Origin of the sequence: Moorena sp. SIOASIH (assembly GCF_010671925.1) — a bacterium.
Classification (GTDB): Bacteria; Cyanobacteriota; Cyanobacteriia; order Cyanobacteriales; family Coleofasciculaceae; genus Moorena.
The window spans coordinates 590230-606913 of the sequence record NZ_JAAHIH010000006.1; the positions used below are offsets into that span (position 1 = coordinate 590230).

17 protein-coding genes, 1 tRNA gene and 1 pseudogene are annotated in these 16684 nt (G+C 45.3%); 12 read left to right on the forward strand and 7 right to left on the reverse strand.

All coding sequences use genetic code 11. The annotated features are described in order from the left end of the window. Positions 1-14 precede the first annotated feature (14 nt). Positions 15-339: pseudogene (locus F6J90_RS34590) on the forward strand (DUF6444 domain-containing protein); the annotation flags it as partial. Between the two features lie 131 nt (positions 340-470). Here F6J90_RS34590 and F6J90_RS34595 read toward each other — a convergent pair. Beyond that, entirely contained in the window at positions 471-629 is a 159-nt protein-coding gene (locus tag F6J90_RS34595; RefSeq protein ID WP_293104493.1) for a hypothetical protein, read from the reverse strand. A gap of 428 nt (positions 630-1057) precedes the next feature. Between F6J90_RS34595 and F6J90_RS34600 the strand changes: the two genes are divergently transcribed. The 4 genes from F6J90_RS34600 to F6J90_RS34615 all read left to right on the forward strand — a co-directional run bounded on the left by F6J90_RS34600 (position 1058) and on the right by F6J90_RS34615 (position 2346). Beyond that, the gene (locus F6J90_RS34600) at positions 1058-1264 is read left to right on the forward strand and encodes a hypothetical protein (RefSeq protein ID WP_293104496.1); all 207 of its coding nucleotides are present in this window, start codon (positions 1058-1060) and stop codon (positions 1262-1264) included. 4 nt (positions 1265-1268) lie between these two features. Further along, positions 1269-1445 carry a hypothetical protein gene (locus F6J90_RS34605; protein WP_293104499.1) on the forward strand — a complete coding sequence of 59 codons (177 nt, stop codon included), beginning with the start codon at positions 1269-1271 and terminating at the stop codon, positions 1443-1445. Continuing rightward, positions 1442-1609 carry a hypothetical protein gene (locus F6J90_RS34610; protein ID WP_293104502.1) on the forward strand — a complete coding sequence of 56 codons (168 nt, stop codon included), beginning with the start codon at positions 1442-1444 and terminating at the stop codon, positions 1607-1609. The genes F6J90_RS34605 and F6J90_RS34610 overlap by 4 nt, the downstream gene beginning before the upstream one ends. 479 nt (positions 1610-2088) lie before the next feature. Beyond that, positions 2089-2346 (forward strand): hypothetical protein, encoded by a 258-nt coding sequence (locus F6J90_RS34615; protein ID WP_293104504.1) that lies wholly within the window; start codon positions 2089-2091, stop codon positions 2344-2346. Positions 2347-2500: 154 nt separating this feature from the next. On the opposite strand, the gene F6J90_RS34620 is transcribed toward F6J90_RS34615, so the two are convergent. Then, entirely contained in the window at positions 2501-3559 is a 1059-nt protein-coding gene (locus F6J90_RS34620) for a mannose-1-phosphate guanylyltransferase (protein WP_293104507.1), read from the reverse strand. A gap of 618 nt (positions 3560-4177) precedes the next feature. Between F6J90_RS34620 and F6J90_RS34625 the strand changes: the two genes are divergently transcribed. Beyond that, on the forward strand, positions 4178-5617 hold the full coding sequence (locus tag F6J90_RS34625; protein WP_293104510.1) for an LCP family protein: 1440 nt from the start codon (positions 4178-4180) through the stop codon (positions 5615-5617). Positions 5618-5647: 30 nt separating this feature from the next. Continuing rightward, positions 5648-6157, forward strand: coding sequence for a pentapeptide repeat-containing protein (locus F6J90_RS34630; RefSeq protein WP_293104513.1), 510 nt, complete (start codon positions 5648-5650; stop codon positions 6155-6157). Here F6J90_RS34630 and F6J90_RS34635 read toward each other — a convergent pair. After that, entirely contained in the window at positions 6143-6853 is a 711-nt protein-coding gene (locus F6J90_RS34635; RefSeq protein WP_293104516.1) for a GDSL-type esterase/lipase family protein, read from the reverse strand. The two genes, F6J90_RS34630 and F6J90_RS34635, sit on opposite strands and share 15 nt — an antisense overlap. Positions 6854-7568: 715 nt before the next feature. Between F6J90_RS34635 and F6J90_RS34640 the strand changes: the two genes are divergently transcribed. The 4 genes from F6J90_RS34640 (at position 7569) to F6J90_RS34655 (ending at position 9084) form a co-directional block, all read left to right on the forward strand. Further along, entirely contained in the window at positions 7569-7796 is a 228-nt protein-coding gene (locus F6J90_RS34640; protein ID WP_334220033.1) for a DNA-directed RNA polymerase subunit omega, read from the forward strand. A gap of 86 nt (positions 7797-7882) precedes the next feature. Then, a complete protein-coding gene (locus F6J90_RS34645; protein WP_293104519.1) occupies positions 7883-8566 on the forward strand; it encodes a hypothetical protein in 684 nt (227 codons plus the stop codon). 30 nt (positions 8567-8596) lie between these two features. After that, positions 8597-8962 carry a DUF1818 family protein gene (locus F6J90_RS34650; RefSeq protein WP_293104522.1) on the forward strand — a complete coding sequence of 122 codons (366 nt, stop codon included), beginning with the start codon at positions 8597-8599 and terminating at the stop codon, positions 8960-8962. Between the two features lie 48 nt (positions 8963-9010). Then, positions 9011-9084: transfer RNA gene (locus tag F6J90_RS34655), tRNA-Pro, on the forward strand. Between the two features lie 99 nt (positions 9085-9183). Here the strand turns inward: F6J90_RS34655 and F6J90_RS34660 are convergent. The 4 genes from F6J90_RS34660 to F6J90_RS34675 form a co-directional block, all read right to left on the reverse strand. Then, the gene (locus tag F6J90_RS34660; protein ID WP_293104525.1) at positions 9184-9441 is read right to left on the reverse strand and encodes a hypothetical protein; all 258 of its coding nucleotides are present in this window, start codon (positions 9439-9441) and stop codon (positions 9184-9186) included. Positions 9442-9607: 166 nt separating this feature from the next. Next, on the reverse strand, positions 9608-11956 hold the full coding sequence (locus F6J90_RS34665) for an ATP-binding protein (RefSeq protein WP_293104528.1): 2349 nt from the start codon (positions 11954-11956) through the stop codon (positions 9608-9610). 42 nt (positions 11957-11998) lie between these two features. Next, positions 11999-13567, reverse strand: coding sequence for a tetratricopeptide repeat protein (locus tag F6J90_RS34670; protein ID WP_293104531.1), 1569 nt, complete (start codon positions 13565-13567; stop codon positions 11999-12001). Positions 13568-13970: 403 nt separating this feature from the next. Further along, positions 13971-15443 (reverse strand): DUF4157 domain-containing protein, encoded by a 1473-nt coding sequence (locus F6J90_RS34675; RefSeq protein WP_293104534.1) that lies wholly within the window; start codon positions 15441-15443, stop codon positions 13971-13973. Between the two features lie 455 nt (positions 15444-15898). Here F6J90_RS34675 and F6J90_RS34680 point away from each other — a divergent pair, with 455 nt between their 5' ends. Then, entirely contained in the window at positions 15899-16483 is a 585-nt protein-coding gene (locus F6J90_RS34680) for a DUF4255 domain-containing protein (RefSeq protein WP_293104536.1), read from the forward strand. Positions 16484-16684: the final 201 nt, after the last annotated feature.

Here is a 16684-nt window from a genome sequence, read left to right on the forward strand (position 1 = left end):
AAATTTCTAAAAGAATGTGTAGCGTCGGACTTTCGCCTAAAATGGCTCAATACGACCAGTTATCATAATAAGAACTGGTTTTGATTATATGGGAGCAAAGGAAGCAGCATCAGCAACAGCAGGCTAAGCGTCAAGAAGCTCACCCTCGACATAGAACGACTCGTGATCAGCCGAGACCTCGATAGTCAGACTTCATCCAAACCGCCATCAAGTGACTTGCTCAAAAAGTCCGAAAAGAAACCTTCACTCCCCTCAGAATCCAACACTTCAGCCAAAAGAAAACCTGGAGGACAGCCCGGACACAAAGGAAAGACTCGTAAAGGTTTTGGACGAGTAGACCTGACATCGAAAAACTACTAGAAAGCACTCAAAGCCGCCAGCAACTCTTCGCTAGTGTCTTTTTTCTTTGCATGGCCATATCCAGGCCAGGGCTATTTCATTCTAATTGAGGAACTGATCTGATCTTGAAGTCATCTGTGATAGGGTACTTCAGATGTCTCAACCTGCCATTGTCCCAGCCAAAGCTGACCTACCAGATAGTCGGCGCACCCCATAGGCAGCGCCATAGCCAAGCCCACCCCATTATTCACCCTGGCGGTGGCGGCGGGCAATCGAGGGTTTCTTGCCATTGGGGATTGGTTGAAAGCCGATCACGATCAATTGGTTGCTTTATTTTCGCCTCCCTATTGGACGCAAACCCTTCCTACAGCACGATTCGACGGACGTTGCTATGGGTGGAATATCCGATGTATTCCCCCTGTTGATCTCGGTTAAATGGGGTTCAACCCGGAGACGAAACCTTAGAATAAGGCAGCCTTTATGGTTGGGAGGCTTGGCTGAAATGGTTAAAACTTTGAGGCGCCCTTGACCCGTAATTTAATTACGGGTCAAGGGCGCCTCCATGATTAAGGCTGCCTTATTCTTGCGGTAACTTCTGACCCTGCCAGGATTAACCATTGCCACCGATGGGCAAAGCGCTACGGGGGTCAATTGAAGCCATCAGGGATCACCCACAGGTGGATTCTGATCCCGCCATCATGATCCCTTAGCCATTATTGTGGAACTTCGACTGATTCTGTGTCCCGATCAGGTGGATTCTTTGACGAATGAAATTACCGCCTTACCGGCATTTATCCCACAGATGGCTGTTTTGGGTGTGGTGTTCGCCTTTGATGCCATCAGCACCCAAAAAAATGGTCATGGTCATCCACGAAGCGCGGGAACGATTACCAACGGAGCACTCAAAGGCAACCAATCCAGGTGACTGAGTGCGGTCAAAGGGTTCCTTTCAAGCCCAACAGACCGTTTTGCCGATCAATTTGGGGCATGGTCGGATTGAAAAACCCACCGTCAGCATCACTGATCAACTTGATGGTATGCCTGATTTTCCCGGACTGAGCACCCTGATTCGAGTGGAGTCAGAACGTCAAATCGGGCAAATGTGATTGAAGTTTCCCAAGAAACTCGCTACTATGTTGCCTCATTTATCGATACGGCTGACGCTTTTGCCAAACGGATTCGAGGCTATTGGGGAGTGGAGAACAAAGTGCATTATGTCCGTATCGGTGACTCAAGGGGAAGATGCTTCACGGATTCGTACCCCACCTAGGCGTACTGGGAGCAGGTCAAATTTGCAGAACAAATGAACTACTTGACAAAACAACAAAAATCCTGTTAATTAGCCGGTCAAAGTTGCAGAACAGATGAACTATGTACCATATGAGCTTGGCTTTTACCCATGAGGGGGCTATAGATAATAGACTTCGCGGCAGTTGTCAGGAGATAGGAGACAGGAGACAGAAAACAGTAACAATAATTGACGAAAACAGTATCAAAAAAATACTTTTGCAAGAGGTCTAATGTACAAATATTCTGCATAAGTGACATGCTCCCAGCGTACTTCTTTGGGCACTGGCACGCAACTTTGCCTCTGAATTTAGATCGGGACAATGGTTTTCAAAATATGGCTCAAGCCCAGCGTCGGGCTGGTTAATGCCTTAACACACTCAAAGACCTATTTAGAATGAAATAGCCCTGGCTAAAAAGCTATACTTTTACTGTTCCCTGTTACCTGTTCCCTGCTCCCTGTTGCCTGTTGCCTGCTCCCTGTTGCCTGTTCCCTGTTCCCTGTTCCCTGTTACCTGTTGCCTGCTCCCTGTTGCCTGTTCCCTGTTCCCTGTTACCTGTTCCCTGTTACCTGTTCCCTGCTCCCTGTTGCCTGTTGCCTGTTCCCTGTTCCCTGTTCCCTGTTACCTGTTGCCTGTTACCTGTTCCCTGTTGCCTGTTCCCTGTTCCCTGTTTATACACTTCATCGTTACCCTCACTTTCTCTATTTTTTTTATATAGTTTTTTATAGTTCAGATTAGATAATTTAGTCAGAAAATTAAGAGCACCACTGACTAATTAATAATGATAAAACCCTGAACTATATATTATGCAGCACTCTGAAATTAAGCGTAATTATAATGTGGTTAACCTAGAAAGGGTGAGAAGCCATTAATTACAAAAACTCTTGAAGTTTTTTATTTTGGAGAACTTTGATAGCTTTTTTGATGTCCTGGGTACGGTCTTTTTTGGCAATTAACGTAGCATTGCGATCGCGTACCACTACCACATCGTCTAAACCAATAGTAACAATCACCTCATCGTCACTACTGGAGTAGACAATTGCTCCTTGAGTATCCAGTTCTACATGATTAGCCATTGCCACATTTTTAGCATCGCCATTATGCAAGCGTTCTAAGGCATTCCAATCTCCCAAATCATCCCAACCAAAGGAAGCTGGTAAAACATAAGCTAGCTTTGTTTTTTCCATCAAAGCATAGTCAATACTTTTCTTCTCTAGCTCAGCATAAGCCGCCACACCTTTTTCTTCTAAAGGGGCAATAATTTCTGGTGCATGGGTGCGCAATTCATCTAAAACTACCCCAGCCCGGAAAATGAACATCCCACTGTTCCAGCTGAATCGACCAGTAGACAAAAATTCCTCAGCTGTCTCCTGGTTAGGCTTTTCAGTGAACCGACTGACCTGATACACTGGCAATCCCTCAAACGTGCCAGTCTTCTCACCTTGCTCAATGTAACCGTAGCCTGTGGAAGGGTATTGGGGGGTGATGCCTAAGGTCACAATCGATGACTCAGCGGCAGCCAATTGAGCAGCCGCCTTGATAGTTTGCTGAAACCCTTGCTCATCTTCAATCCAGTGGTCAGCAGGGAAAAAGCCCACTACCGCATCTTCTCCGTAAGCCTTAGCAATCTCTAGAGTTGCCCAAGCCACCGCTGGTGCTGTATCCCGTCCTTCTGGTTCCGCTAATAGATGCTTCTGGGGTAATGATGGTAGTTGTTGAGTCACTCCCTCAGCTAACATAGCAGAAGTAATCACCCACAAGTGTTCTGGCCCGACCGTCAGCTTACTCAATCGGTCAGCCGTTGCCTGCAAAAGACTCTTGCCACTACCATCCAAACATAAAAACTGCTTGGGTCGGTGCTTACGGCTCAACGGCCAAAACCGTTCACCTTTGCCACCAGCAAGAATCACAGGGATGAGAGAGTTATCCATGATGTAGCCTTAACTGTAGTTTTCTGCTACATACTAACCTCACTTTCCCTGATTCAGCTGGTATAGGCTGTAGATTATGAAAAATAGTTAAAGTACTTGTTTAGCCATTACATTAGTCATTACATTAGTCCTTAAATTAGTCATTTGTCCACCAATTCCTTCTTCCCTGTTCAGGGATTGCTGTTGTGCATTGATCACAAAGGACTAATCACTCATTGATGTTCCTAAAAGCGCTTTCACCAGGAGCTTTAGCCGTGGGTAGCCAAAGCGCTTTTTTCAATTAAGCCACTTTGAAGGTAGGCACAATGGTTTATTGGCTTTGACTTATAGACTTATAGACTAATAGGCAAAGAACGTAAGCATTCAGCCGTCAACCGTCAGCCGTCAGCCGTCAGCCGTCAGCATTCAGCTGACCTAACAAAGATTAAACGAATGCTTACTTGTTTTATTTAAAAGCTCAAAGCTGATAGCTGAGAGCTGATAGCTGAGAGCTGATAGCTGAATGCTTAGCAAAGAAGAATATCTTAAACTGTACCCACAGGCTACAGTTTAATTGGATAGCCAACTATAGGCTTGGAACTTGAATCCTTTAACAGTCATCACAATTCATAGGTAGATTTGGATACAGGTGTGATTAATAATGCCTCAGCTTCAACACCCCAACCATCACCCCAAGAGGGTGATACAGGAGTTTCCTACTCTCAGCTTGACCTGACTACAGACCTAGACGCTTCTGTGTCTGGATTAAGATTAACCTTTGCCCCCTATTTGCGGTGGGTATTCTGGAGTAGCGCTTTTGTCCTGACAGCAGTTATTTCTGCGGCTTTGGGAGCCACCTTAGCCCTAGTTACCCCATTGTCGCCCCTGATTAAATCCCATTCTCAACCCCAAAACTCCGAAATCCCCCAGAATCAACCAGCTGCTTCTGACCACAAATCTTGGCGTAAGAGCTTTCCCTATAACCTGTCACGACCGGTGAATATCCTGGTGATGGGTATAGACCGAGTCCCAGATGCGTTGCCAGGTTCCCCAGAGGTTTTTGGTGGTCGCAGTGATACCCTATTGCTGTTGCGCTTAGACCCCAAGGACCACTCCGTGAATATGCTTTCAATTCCACGGGATACGAGAATAGAAATTCCCGGTGTTGGGATAGTTAAAATTAACGATGCCAATGTCAAAGGTGGATCTACCTTAACCGCAGAAGTGGTTAGCCGTACCTTAAATGATGTGCCAATTGATAGGTATGTGCGCATTACCACTGATGCATTTCGGGAACTTGTGGACTTGGTCGGTGGCCTGGAAGTCTTTGTGCCTGAGAAGATGGAATATGTAGATGTCACTCAGAAACTGGAAATTGATTTAGAACCAGGGTGGCAAACCTTGAATGGAGACCAAGCCGAACAATTTGCTCGATACCGAAAAGACAATGGTGATATTGCTCGGATACAGCGGCAGCAGATCTTACTCAAGGCACTGCGCCAGCGTTTAGTTACTCCCAGTGTGGTGCCTCGTTTACCAAAAATCCTGCGAGTGATGCAGCAGTATATTGATACCAATCTCAGCTTAGAGGAAATCTTGGCACTGGTCGGTTTTGGTCTAGACGTTGGCAAAGATAATATCAGAATGGTGCTCTTGCCCGGTCGATTCAGCAAGGCTGATGAATACATTGCCAGTTACTGGCTGATGAATTCACGAGGGCGAGACCGAGTGATGAGTGAGTATTTCGAGCAAGAGCCGAAATACAAGAGTTCATTAAAGCGCCGCCGTTCACCCCATCGGGTCAGAATTGCAATTCAAAATGCTACCGATGACCCAGAACTTGGTCGCCGTGTTGCCCGGTATTTAGCCAGAAATGACTTCTACAATGTCTATTATGTCTCAGATTGGCCTGACCGCTTGTCCCAGACTGAGATTATTGTTCAGCAAGGGGACATAAAAACAGCAGATATTGTCAAAAAAGTCCTGGGACTAGGTAGAGTAGAAGCATCCTCTACTGGTCATATCAAATCTGAGCTGACGATTCGAGTCGGTGAAGATTGGTTAGAGAGGGAGTTTTAGGGTTTAAGCTTGAAGGAGTCAGGTTGACGAGTGATTAAAATTGTTTGGCGACGCTTATTGGGACTAATTTTAGTTCTGGTTATGGCTTGGCTATGGGTGCTTTTATCGGCTACTCCTGCCTATGCTCAGGAGAATACAGTAAATCATGCCCTTACGGATTTGAGTTATCATGACTATTCCAATCAGAATTTAGTTGGTGGGGTATTTGCAGGCGCTGAAATGCGAGGCATAAACTTCCAAGGTGCTGACCTGAGTGGATCTATCTTCACCAAGGCCAATTTATTGAAAGCGAATCTCGAAGGTGCAAATCTGACCAATTCTTTGGCAGATCGGGTATTTTTAGACCAAGCTATTTTGACCAATGCTATTTTGACCAAGGCAATTATGAATAGCACCAGGTTTTACGATGCCGAGATAACTGGTGCTGATTTTACTGATGCCTTGATTGACCGCTATCAGGCTAAACTGATGTGTGAGCGTGCTACGGGGGTAAATCCTGTAACTGGTATCTCCACACGGGATAGTTTAGGCTGTCGCTAGGCTTAAGGAGTTGAGCTGGGCTAAGGGGTTCCAGAGCAGGATGTCTTGTAATAATTCCTGATAACCAGCCACATTGGGATGGAGACCATCTGGAGATAGGTGTTGAGAGCACCAATCATAACCACGGGAGCTCCATAAATCAAAAATGTCGAGATAGGGAATTTGACGCCTCAGACAAGCAAGGCGAGTTGCTTCTTTGTAGTAGTACTGGTCAGCATGATTGTAGTAAAAACAATCGAGAAAGGGCATTTTACTTTCATCCACTGGTACCATCCCCACAAATAGCACTGGACAGAGTTGCTGGGCTAGCTCAAGCAGATTGGCTAGTTCTTCCTGGAAACTATCAAAATTAGTAAAATTCTTGCCATCGGGACGTCCTAAACGGGCTGAATCGTTAACGCCCACCGATAAAATAATGGCATCTGGTACACGGTTTCTGAGTTCACCACGACTGCGAAATTCATGCTCTAGTCGCTTGTGGACTTGGGTAACCCCATCACCCCGAACTCCTAAATTGTAGAGTACATGACCAGGACTATCGGGTAACATCCACTGACGTCGCAGTCGCTCTACCCAGCCGCCACCTTCTGGGTCTCCAAATCCATAGATCAGACTATCTCCGAGGACAACCAACTTCAGGGGAGTTCTTTGGCGCTGATGGAATGACTCAAAGCTAGGAGCGGCAAGTGTTTGCATAGACAAGATTTATTTGGTCAGATAATTGTTAACAACTCGACACACTCTTGATAGCTTAGCAATGGTATGATTTTTTGTATATGTAAAAGGTACATGTACCACAGGAGTCAATCCAAGTACTCTGACCCCTAAGGTAGCCCATCGATGCGATCGCATTGACAGAACTCATTGACAGAACCCATTGACAGAACCCATTGACAGAACCCATTGACACAAACCATTGACACAAACCATTGACACAAACTATTGACACAGGAATTACGCATTGCCCCCTAAATCTCCCTTACCTTGGGGGACTTCCGTCAGTAGTAACCCCCACACCAAGGGAGGTTAGGGGGGAAAAACCAACTAAACTTCCTAAGTCCTATTACAGATCCCATTTACACATAATCCCATTTACACATAAGTAGGCTGGGATAGTTTGGTAGAACTTCCCAGCCTTGGTTAGATATATAGTTTCGGTATAGTTAGTAGATTAGGTATAGATAGTACAAATTGACTGTTCTTTCTTATTATTGTCATACATATCAAGGAATGTAAGTAGAAATCCCCCAACTTCACAAATTCTTTCTCTTTTTGGTGGTATATTATTAACCTCAAGAAAAGTTTTATGGCTTGTATCAAGGGTAACCCCTAGTTTAGGAGTGAAGTATGCTAAGGTAGAGGGGGCGATACTGATTGTAACCAGAAATAGCAACACATCATATACCTTATGCTGCACAAAAGCTATAACTTTGATTCAATGGACATTCTGCAACGGACGGAGCAGCTAGTAAGTGCAGCTTCTAATCGTTATCGGATAACTGTACAAGTGGCCAGCCGTGCCAAGCGCCGTCGCTTCGAAGATTTTGAAAGTCTAGATGAGCCATCCATGAAGCCAGTGCTGCGAGCAATTGTTGAGATGTCTGATGAACTGACCCAGCCAGAGATTATTGCGGACTAAGCTATAGTGCTGAGTGAGTCAGGGGGTAAGGGCGTCAGGGGCAAGAATAGTTCTTTCACCTAGTTTTATCTTAAGGTTGTGTCGGAATGTTCCATAGCCGTATCGAAGCAATGTACAAGACTAACGGAAATAGACTAGCGCTAGGTTTAGCTCTTACCACTTTGACCAGTGGTTTGCTAATACTCTGGGAATCCCACGACCAAGGGCCCGGTATTTTCCAGCTCCTAGGCTCACAGCCTGCTGTAGCCCAGTTTTTTATTCCCCCAGAGATTAGCAAGGTAGTATATCAGCGTTTACCGGATTTACCACAAGAGAACCAATACATTAGTAAAGAAAGCGGTGAAGTAGCTGCCAATAATACCCTGGTTAACCGCTTAATTCGGTATCACGTCTATGGTAAAAAACGGTTGCCCAATTACCGTTTTGATTGGAAATTGACCATGGCTGACTATCTAGGTGCGTACGATTACCTAGTCGCATCCCAGTATCCCAGTGGGAATACCTTAACCGAAAATCCGATGAAAGGGGATATTGCAGCGATAGAACAATTAACTCGTGCCGAACGGGATGCACTAGTAAGCGTTTTGGTCAGCATATTCAATCCCAATGGCACCGAAACTGTTGCACCAGAGTCGAGCACACAACCATCACCTGCCACACCATCACCTGCCACAACCTCCAACCCTACATCACCTGCCACAACCTCCAATCCTAGAAGAGGAGTATCTTTACCTCAACCAGGAGATGCTCAGTTACTCAAACCTAATTGACTTGTTGGTGAATTGGTCAGAACCAGGTTTATGGAACGTGTTGTTAAACATGGAGAAGGTTGGCGTATTGGTTGGGATCCGGAGGCTCCTAGCTATAAAGGTTTAGTCGGTGGCGAAGACTGGGCAATTGAGCTAACGGAGTCGGAGTTGAACGACTTTTGTCGGTTGTTGGTGCAATTAGCTCAGACTATGAGTGAGATGGCAAGTGAGTTGATGGACGAAGAGAAAATAACTTGTGAAGCAGAAAGTGATTGGCTGTGGATGGAGGTAGAGGGCTATCCTTCTGCTTATACCCTACGGTTGATTTTGAATCATGGACGTTGTTGTGAGGGGAGCTGGGTGGCAACAGCGGTTCCAGGGTTGCTAGCAGCAGCTAAGTCTCTGAAAGTATTTTAGTGTAGTTGTTCAAATCTCGAATAGTGTGGTATAGTAAATAAGGTTTTCCGGGGCGTAGCGCAGCTTGGTAGCGCACCACTTTGGGGTAGTGGGGGTCGTGGGTTCAAATCCCGCCGCTCCGATTCATTTTAGAAATAGGGTGAGACAGTTAGACCGATTTTTGGCATTGCTGAATCTTCGGATGAATATGAGTGGGGTGGGTATCCTGCCCCCCTGGGAATCTATTGTAACGGGCAAGAGGCCCATTCCACGGCAAGAGGCCCATTCCACAGCAAGATGCCCATTCCACGGCAAGATGCCCATTCCACGGCAAGATGCCCATTCCACAGCAAGATGCCCATTCCACAGCAAGAGGCCCATTCCACAGCAAGAGGCCCATTCCACAGCAAGATGCCCATTCCACAGCAAGAGGCCCATTCCACGGCAAGAGGCCCATTCCACGGCAAGAGGCCCATTCCACAGCAAGAGGCCCGTTCCACAGGTACGACACGTGGCGAATTTAATTATTAATGGGTCAAGGGCACTTAAAAGATGCCCATTCTACAAAATTCTTAAAATCATTTCATTATTAAGCAACGCCGTTTTTTCCACCACAGATTCCTCTAATTATCAACCCATCTACCTTCTGGCTTTCTTGTCACCTCTTCAGCGCAAATCCACATATTGACCTAAATCGTTATCCCTAAGAATCTGTCCCATTTTCTGATACTCCCGACGCATTGCTTGGATTAAATGCACCATCTCAATCACTCCCCCATCATCTGCTGCTAAAAAAGCTGCTGTCAGGGCTATGTTACGAATATTAGCCCCTGTAATCTCTAAATTTTGGGCGAGAAACTCTAAATCCAGATCGGGGCTACATGGCGCAGTTTTTGGAAAAATTCTCTGCCAAATGAGGTGACGATTCTTGGCATCCGGAAAGGGAAACTCAATAATAAATCGCAGTCGCCGCTCAAAGGCTTCGTCCATATTACTCCGGAAATTTGTGGTTAGAATTGCTATGCCCTCATACTCTTCCATTTTTTGTAGCAGATAACCCACTTCGATATTGGCATAGCGATCCCGTGCATCTTGGACTTCAGAACGTTTACCAAATAAGGCATCGGCTTCATCAAACAAAAGGATAACATTAGAATTGGTTGCTGCGGTAAAAATTCGGTTGAGGTTTTTCTCCGTCTCACCGATGTATTTACTAACAATTTGAGATAAATCAATTTTATATAGGTCTAGTTGCAGATGATGGGCAATTACTTCTGCCGCCATCGTTTTTCCTGTACCGGGAGAACCAGAAAACAGAACAGTTAGACCTTTGACTAAGGATAATTTATCCGCAAAGCCCCATTTTGTATGCACTAAATCTTGATATTCGGCTTCTTTACAAATCTGTTGTAGTTGTGTGAATTGATTTGGCTGAAGTACAATATCATCCCAAGTATATTTGGGCTCAATTTTCCGGGCAAGGGTTGCTAAATCGTGACCGGATTGAGCGCGGGCTGCACTACATAAGTTGACAAATGATGGTTGTGGTTTTTCTGGCTGTTGAGTAGAAGAATTGAGAGAAGAGTTAGTTGGGCTTGATTGCCAACGGGCCGTATTATAGGCAGTAGCCACAGCATCGGCAATTTGGTCAGGGGTAAGATGAAAGCGAGCACTCAATAGATCTAACTCTTTATCCTCAATGCTTATTTCTGCTGCTTGTAGGTGAGTTTGCCAACATTCTCGGCGTTGGCTAGACTCAGGAATTGTAAAGGGAACTGTGATTAACCCTTTTGCTCCTGTTGTTGTGGGTATCCAATTTTGTACCCCAGCGAGGATGGTTACAACCCGATTTTTTTCGAGTTCTCTGAGGAAACATTGATAGAGGATTTGATGTTCCTGGAGGTAGAGAATATCAAAGTTTTCCAGATACAGCAAACGCCTAAAAAACCAGGCTTCTCGCCACAACAGTTTGAGATTATATTCAAAGTTTGTTTTATCGTCTACCAGCTTGGCTAAATCAGCAACTAATAAGGGAACTTCCAGAGTTTTGGCAAGGGTTTGGGCAGTGCGACGTTTACCGGTGCTATCAGTTCCTTGAAAATAAAGCAGTAGGGGTTGTTGTTTTTGCCAGTCTTCTATTACTAAGGCTTGTAGTTGTTTTTGGAGATCGGCTTGGAGATATAAAGTATCAGGAAATTGGGTTATTTCTAACAGTTGACAACAGGTCGTGAGTCGGGAATCTAAGCCCGGTTGGGGCTGCAAGAGTAATCTAATGACTTGGGTGTCAAGTGTGAGATACTGAGCAAGTTGTGTTGATTCTGAAGAGAGATAAATCAAGTGGTGGTGAATTAGGGGGGCTAAGGTCGTAAAGTGTTGGCGTCGTGATAATTTTTCGGGAATTTTAGAGGTGAGCAAGTTTAAGACCAAATCCACTGTTGGCTTTTTGCTGCTCATATCATCTTGGAGATAGACATAAATCCTTTCATACTGACGATCGAGTTCTGGTGCTAAAGCGATCGCTAGTATATCTAAGTCAAAGGCGGATAAACTAAAAGTCTTTTGCAACCAGGCTAGGAGGGAATCTGCCCGAATTTGAATTGATGTTTGTTCTGATGATACCCCAGTTTTTTGCCACCATGACAGTCCCATTTCTCCTTCTGCTTTTTCGTCCTTTTCGAGCACAGAGATGGCTTGTTGGATTAGCCAATCTAATCGCTGGAGGAGAGGTTGCAACCCATTTAAGTCAGGGCTAATTTCTAGGTCTGGGGAAGTGGAGTTGATCAATATCTGTGTTTCGGCTGCGGCGGTTGCACTTACCATTTCTACAAGATCACGTTCATACTGAGGATCAGTTTCTTTGGCTCGATCTAGGGCTGCTTGAGCTTTCTCTTGTTCTGCCAACTGAAGGTAACACATCGCTTGATGATAAAATACATAAGTACCTTCGCCGTATAACAGGACGGAGTAGTCGAGAAAGTCGATCGCCGAACCATAATAGCCGATCTTATACAGCAACAGGGATAGATGCAATGGTAGATCGTTAGATTCCTGTAAGGATCACGGAGATATCTTTGCCAAAAGCTCACGAGCTTGGCTGTTAGCCGGATCGTATTTTAGGGTTGTTAGGAGTAATGACTTGGCAATTTTGTTGTGGCCAAGGAACAGATGACATAATGCCATGTTATAGGCTGTTCCCGTTGTCCATGCATAGTGTTCGACCGAGCGCTTGAAGTATTGCAGTGCCTGGTTGTAGGCATCCATCTCGTATAATAGACAACCTAGATGGTAAGCAAGATCTATGTCTTCACCCATGGGGAAATATGAGTCCCAAACACGATCGATTGCCTCACACAGTGCTATCCGCTCGGACGGTGTCAATGATGGTGCGCTGGCTGTAAGGCGAGGCAAGTAGAATACCAATTGCTGGCTATCGTAGTGGCTCAAACGTAGGTATGCTAATATATCACGCACAGACATCTGATCGATGGTTTGCCGCAGAGACTTTGATACGTGATAGAAGTCGTCTGGGCGTGACTCTTGAAGATGGTACTTGTATGCCATCCTCGTTTCTATGTAATCCATTGGCTGTGGTGTCTGCAATAAGACGAACACAACCAAGTCCATGTATGTGTCCTCAGGCACGAAACATATTCCACCATTTTTCTCAGCTAGCCAGCGAAGGGCATGGATGTTTACTGGCAAGGAGATGCTTCCATGATACTGGATTTCTGGTAGGGGTTGCTGCTCTAGACTTGCTAAAGTGGTTGTGCCTTTATCTGCGGCAAGCATCATCATCCCTGCAGTTGACAGCTTACTTAGGCGCTTCAGACAACGCCAGCCAACAGCAGGAACCAGAACATTGGTTTCGGTTAGGGATTCTTTATATAGTGCTACTAGTGCGGCAAGATCGGAGTCCGTGTAGAGCTGTGTATCAATGACGGGCTCGTAATCATAACTGTAATCGGCATTTACGAAACACTGAGCCTCATCAAGGCAAGTTGGGGCATAGACGGAGAGGGATAGCAGACATCGCTCCAATCTTCCTTTCGACAAGCGATAAAGGTCTTGAGGAATACTGTCGAATAAGTAGTTGGCAATTACGACTAGTGGCTCGTGGAGGGCACCTATCCCTAATAATTGCTCACTGACCTGGAGGGTGATTTCGTCGTCTTTGGTCACATCAAAGTGAGCAATGTCAAGCAGTCCAGCCTCAAACCAACTTGAAAAGCGGGGATGCTTGCGCCACCAGTTCAGGTTTTCTGCAACCACATCACTGAGAACATAACGAAAGACAGAGATTGGTGGCACACCTGAGTCCTCGCACAAATGAATTAACCGACGAATGAAGTGAAATGCGAATGTTCCACTACCTGCACCTAGTTCGCAGATCGTAAGTTGTGACGTTGTTGCCTCCCCTCGGTATTGCTGTCTTTCTTGCCAAAAAGCCCAAACTACCCGAGCGTAGCTGTTGGAGATAGTTGGGTTGCTGGTAACGTAATAGGGAACCTCCCTCTGCCGCCATGCATCAATACTACGCTTTGCAAAGTATTGGGACTGCCACCTCCACAGTAAGGACTCAGAAAAAGGTTCGCGCTCCGTTAAAGGGTAACGCTCAGTTTTGTCCATGTCACAGCATTTTCATTTTAGCTAGTTCGGCGAGAAGCCCCACGTCCTATCCCGTAGGCGAGGCGTGGGATGAATCGCCAGTGTGTGCAACGCAGTTGCGGAACTTCGCACCAAAAAGATGAAATCAACAAAGGTAACAAAGTCTAAAATGGTGGTTACACGTAAGCTGAACCTAGACAACTTGGAATAAGGAGTCCCATCCATTAACTGTTCTTTCGTTGAACTATCTGTGGGTGGGTAAAATTCCAACAGTACATAGGTTGAACTTGCATTTGTGTATTGTTCCGGGGCGGTGGGGCATCCCGTCTCGTTAATAAAGCTCAGTTAATGTCCGACGGGATACCGGGAGTCGCTGAAAAGCCTACACTTACCCTAAGGGAAGTGTAGGAGTATGTCACGAGGATCACTGCTCTACGCTAGAAAACTTTACACCAGCCCCTGTATTGGTTTCAACATTAACAGTAAATACCTTAGTGTTATGGATATAAAGTACATACTCCTGATTTTGGACTAAATCTTGTGATTGTACTGCATTATAGCCATCGTCATAGTATACATAACCGGGCTGATCATGTGGATAAACTTGACCTACCTGAGGCAGATTAACTTCTTCAACAGTTAATTTTAATTCGTTGACGTCAATTTCTTCCAGAGCCTCCACACGCCTGCCATAGGACTTTGCATCCATATTATATGAGTGATCCTCCAGTAGAGCTTCGAGTGTCCTACCAGCATCAAGAGTCTCTTGGGCTTTGGTGATCAAGTCATTTCTGCCTTTCTGGAAATAAGTGACTGGCTTAAGTACATCAACAGCTATCATCTCTCTATCATCACTACCAATCCATAGACCACGATTGATTTTGTCTTCACTATTAAGAACAGAAGCAAGCCCTATTAGATAATTGTTGCGCTCTGCTGCATCCGTAAGGGTAGTGAAATCATTACCGATGCGCTGACCTATTGATGCTGCATTCTCATACATATACTGGAACATAGTTATGGTATGGGCAGCTGTTTTGGATAAACTTTTATCCTTTATGGTATTAACAGCATCGACGAGCTGATTTGCCACATTGCTCACACTTCTGAAGTCGTCCATCTCGTCTATGGGCTTTATGTGTGGGAGATTCTCACGAGCCCATGCCTCCATCGCTGTCTGCTCGTTCGAAATTAGCTGAATTGGCTGATTCACTGAGGAAACAGGGGTTTCCAGGGGTGTCTCAGTGCTCACAGAGAAATTGAGTGCCTGAGCACCCATAATATCAGCCTCTCGTTCCAACATCGGATCAGCATTGATACTCACTCCTTTGAGCTGCGTCCTAGGTTTTACTCGCCCTTCCTTTTGCTGCACCACATGCCACGCCTCGTGGGGCAAATACCTTTCTTGCCCTGGAGCGACATGGATATTCGTTCCTTGGGTGTATGCCAGTGCCTGCAACTGGGCTGGTTTAGGGGAGTTGTAATGAACTCTTACATCATCTATCGCCATACCCGAAAGGTTTTCAATTCCAGCTTTTAGTTTATCTGGTAATCCAGTTTGATTGTCTGGCTGCACCTGAGACGCTCTAACATCTTCTTTTCCCTTAGCCTGTATTGGTGCTACCTGCTGTCTTGAATCACCCCAAAACTGGGCGGAAATTCCCTTAAATTGCGGCTCCCATGGGGTTTGCTTCCCTGCTAAGTCCCGGGTTGCCCGTGTTCCGATCGCACTGTCTAACAGCTGCCACTCATCCTCACTCACCAATTTTGGGTCTTGTTGCGCTCTTTGCACCACTGAAGATAAGGAACCATAACTCGGTTTGGGGGTGATGTCTTTACTGATTGGCTTGGACTTATGAGTCGCAAAAGTTTTTTTGGCGACTTGCTGGCGGTACATGGCTCATCTCCTGGTTGCTATAGGATTAGTGGGGGGTATTGCTACAATGTGTTATAATTGGAAGTTATTCTCTAGGATTTTGAATCGTTATAGCAACATATTAGTATCATATTACTGTGATAGGTAGTATCATCATTACGGTCTGTGTACGACTTGAAGAAGTTTTGTCAACTTTGGGAGTTTTTTTGCCATCAACCTTGCCCTGCCTTTGCTTTAACAATAGACTAAGATCCATGGATTGATCGGCTATCGGTATTATTGGACTATAGCCCAAAAGACACTATTATAGTTTATAATGCCCTTGGGTGTCAATGGGAGTTCCATTTGCCTCAAGCCTATTGCCTAATAACCCCTATTGCCTATTGCTAGCTTGCCTATTCCCCAACTTAGGCTAGAACTCTCTTGATTTCGGGATCATTGGCTGTCGTTTCTTACTAGTTGAACACTCAAATAGAATGCTTGATGTTCTAGACAAAACCTTAGAATTGTTCCTGAAGGCAGAACTGCCTCCTGGTGTTCCATCCCTTGATACGGAGGTCTTTATCAGTTTTGATAGACCCTATCAAGGCGCAATCAAAAAAAAACCAGCGATTAATTTCTTTCTTTATGACGTGCAGGAGAATCTGGAGTTTGGCAGCAGTGACTGGCTATTGGAGCACCAGAGTAATGGGAAAGTGGTCACAAAACGCACCCCGCCGAGGGTAGATTGCTCCTACCTGATTACAGCTTGGCCTCAAAGAGATGATGATATCCGGACGGAACACCAACTTTTAGGGGAAGTCATGAAGGTGTTGCTGCGTTATCGAACGATTCCTAAACACTTCTTGGCCGATAAGTTGGTGGAAGAAAAAATGCCCCTGAGACTCATTTGTTTACGTCCAAGTAAATTACAAGGGTTTGGGGAATTTAGGCAAGCTATAAGCGGAAAAGATGGAAACCTACCCAAGGTAGTATTGCATTGTACTGTTACCATTGCGGTTGTGATTGATGAGATTGGAGTTCAAGAGACTTTGGCCGATTTTATACACCGTCCGAGTTGAAAGCCATGGGCAATAGCTTCGGAATTGGGATTGGGCTATCTCGACAGTTGTGCAACTGGTAGTCACCCAAGACCCAGGGGAAAAACTATTGACTGATTGGCTTCTTAGACTTTGGAGAAAACTTAAATTAATAAAATTTTATTGTGTGTCCTCTGTCTCTAAATTGTTAAATTTGTAGAATGCGTCGGGTGGGTTAGGGTT

Excerpts from the sequence above, each read along its gene's own strand:
- F6J90_RS34670 (WP_293104531.1), bottom strand. The coding sequence starts at position 13,567 with ATGGACAAAACTGAGCGTTACCCTTTAACGGAGCGCGAACCTTTTTCT.
- F6J90_RS34675 (WP_293104534.1), bottom strand. The coding sequence starts at position 15,443 with ATGTACCGCCAGCAAGTCGCCAAAAAAACTTTTGCGACTCATAAGTCC.
- F6J90_RS34680 (WP_293104536.1), top strand. The coding sequence starts at position 15,899 with ATGCTTGATGTTCTAGACAAAACCTTAGAATTGTTCCTGAAGGCAGAA.
- F6J90_RS34650 (WP_293104522.1), top strand. The coding sequence starts at position 8,597 with ATGGAACGTGTTGTTAAACATGGAGAAGGTTGGCGTATTGGTTGGGAT.
- F6J90_RS34645 (WP_293104519.1), top strand. The coding sequence starts at position 7,883 with ATGTTCCATAGCCGTATCGAAGCAATGTACAAGACTAACGGAAATAGA.
- F6J90_RS34620 (WP_293104507.1), bottom strand. The coding sequence starts at position 3,559 with ATGGATAACTCTCTCATCCCTGTGATTCTTGCTGGTGGCAAAGGTGAA.
- F6J90_RS34635 (WP_293104516.1), bottom strand. The coding sequence starts at position 6,853 with ATGCAAACACTTGCCGCTCCTAGCTTTGAGTCATTCCATCAGCGCCAA.
- F6J90_RS34595 (WP_293104493.1), bottom strand. The coding sequence starts at position 629 with ATGGCAAGAAACCCTCGATTGCCCGCCGCCACCGCCAGGGTGAATAAT.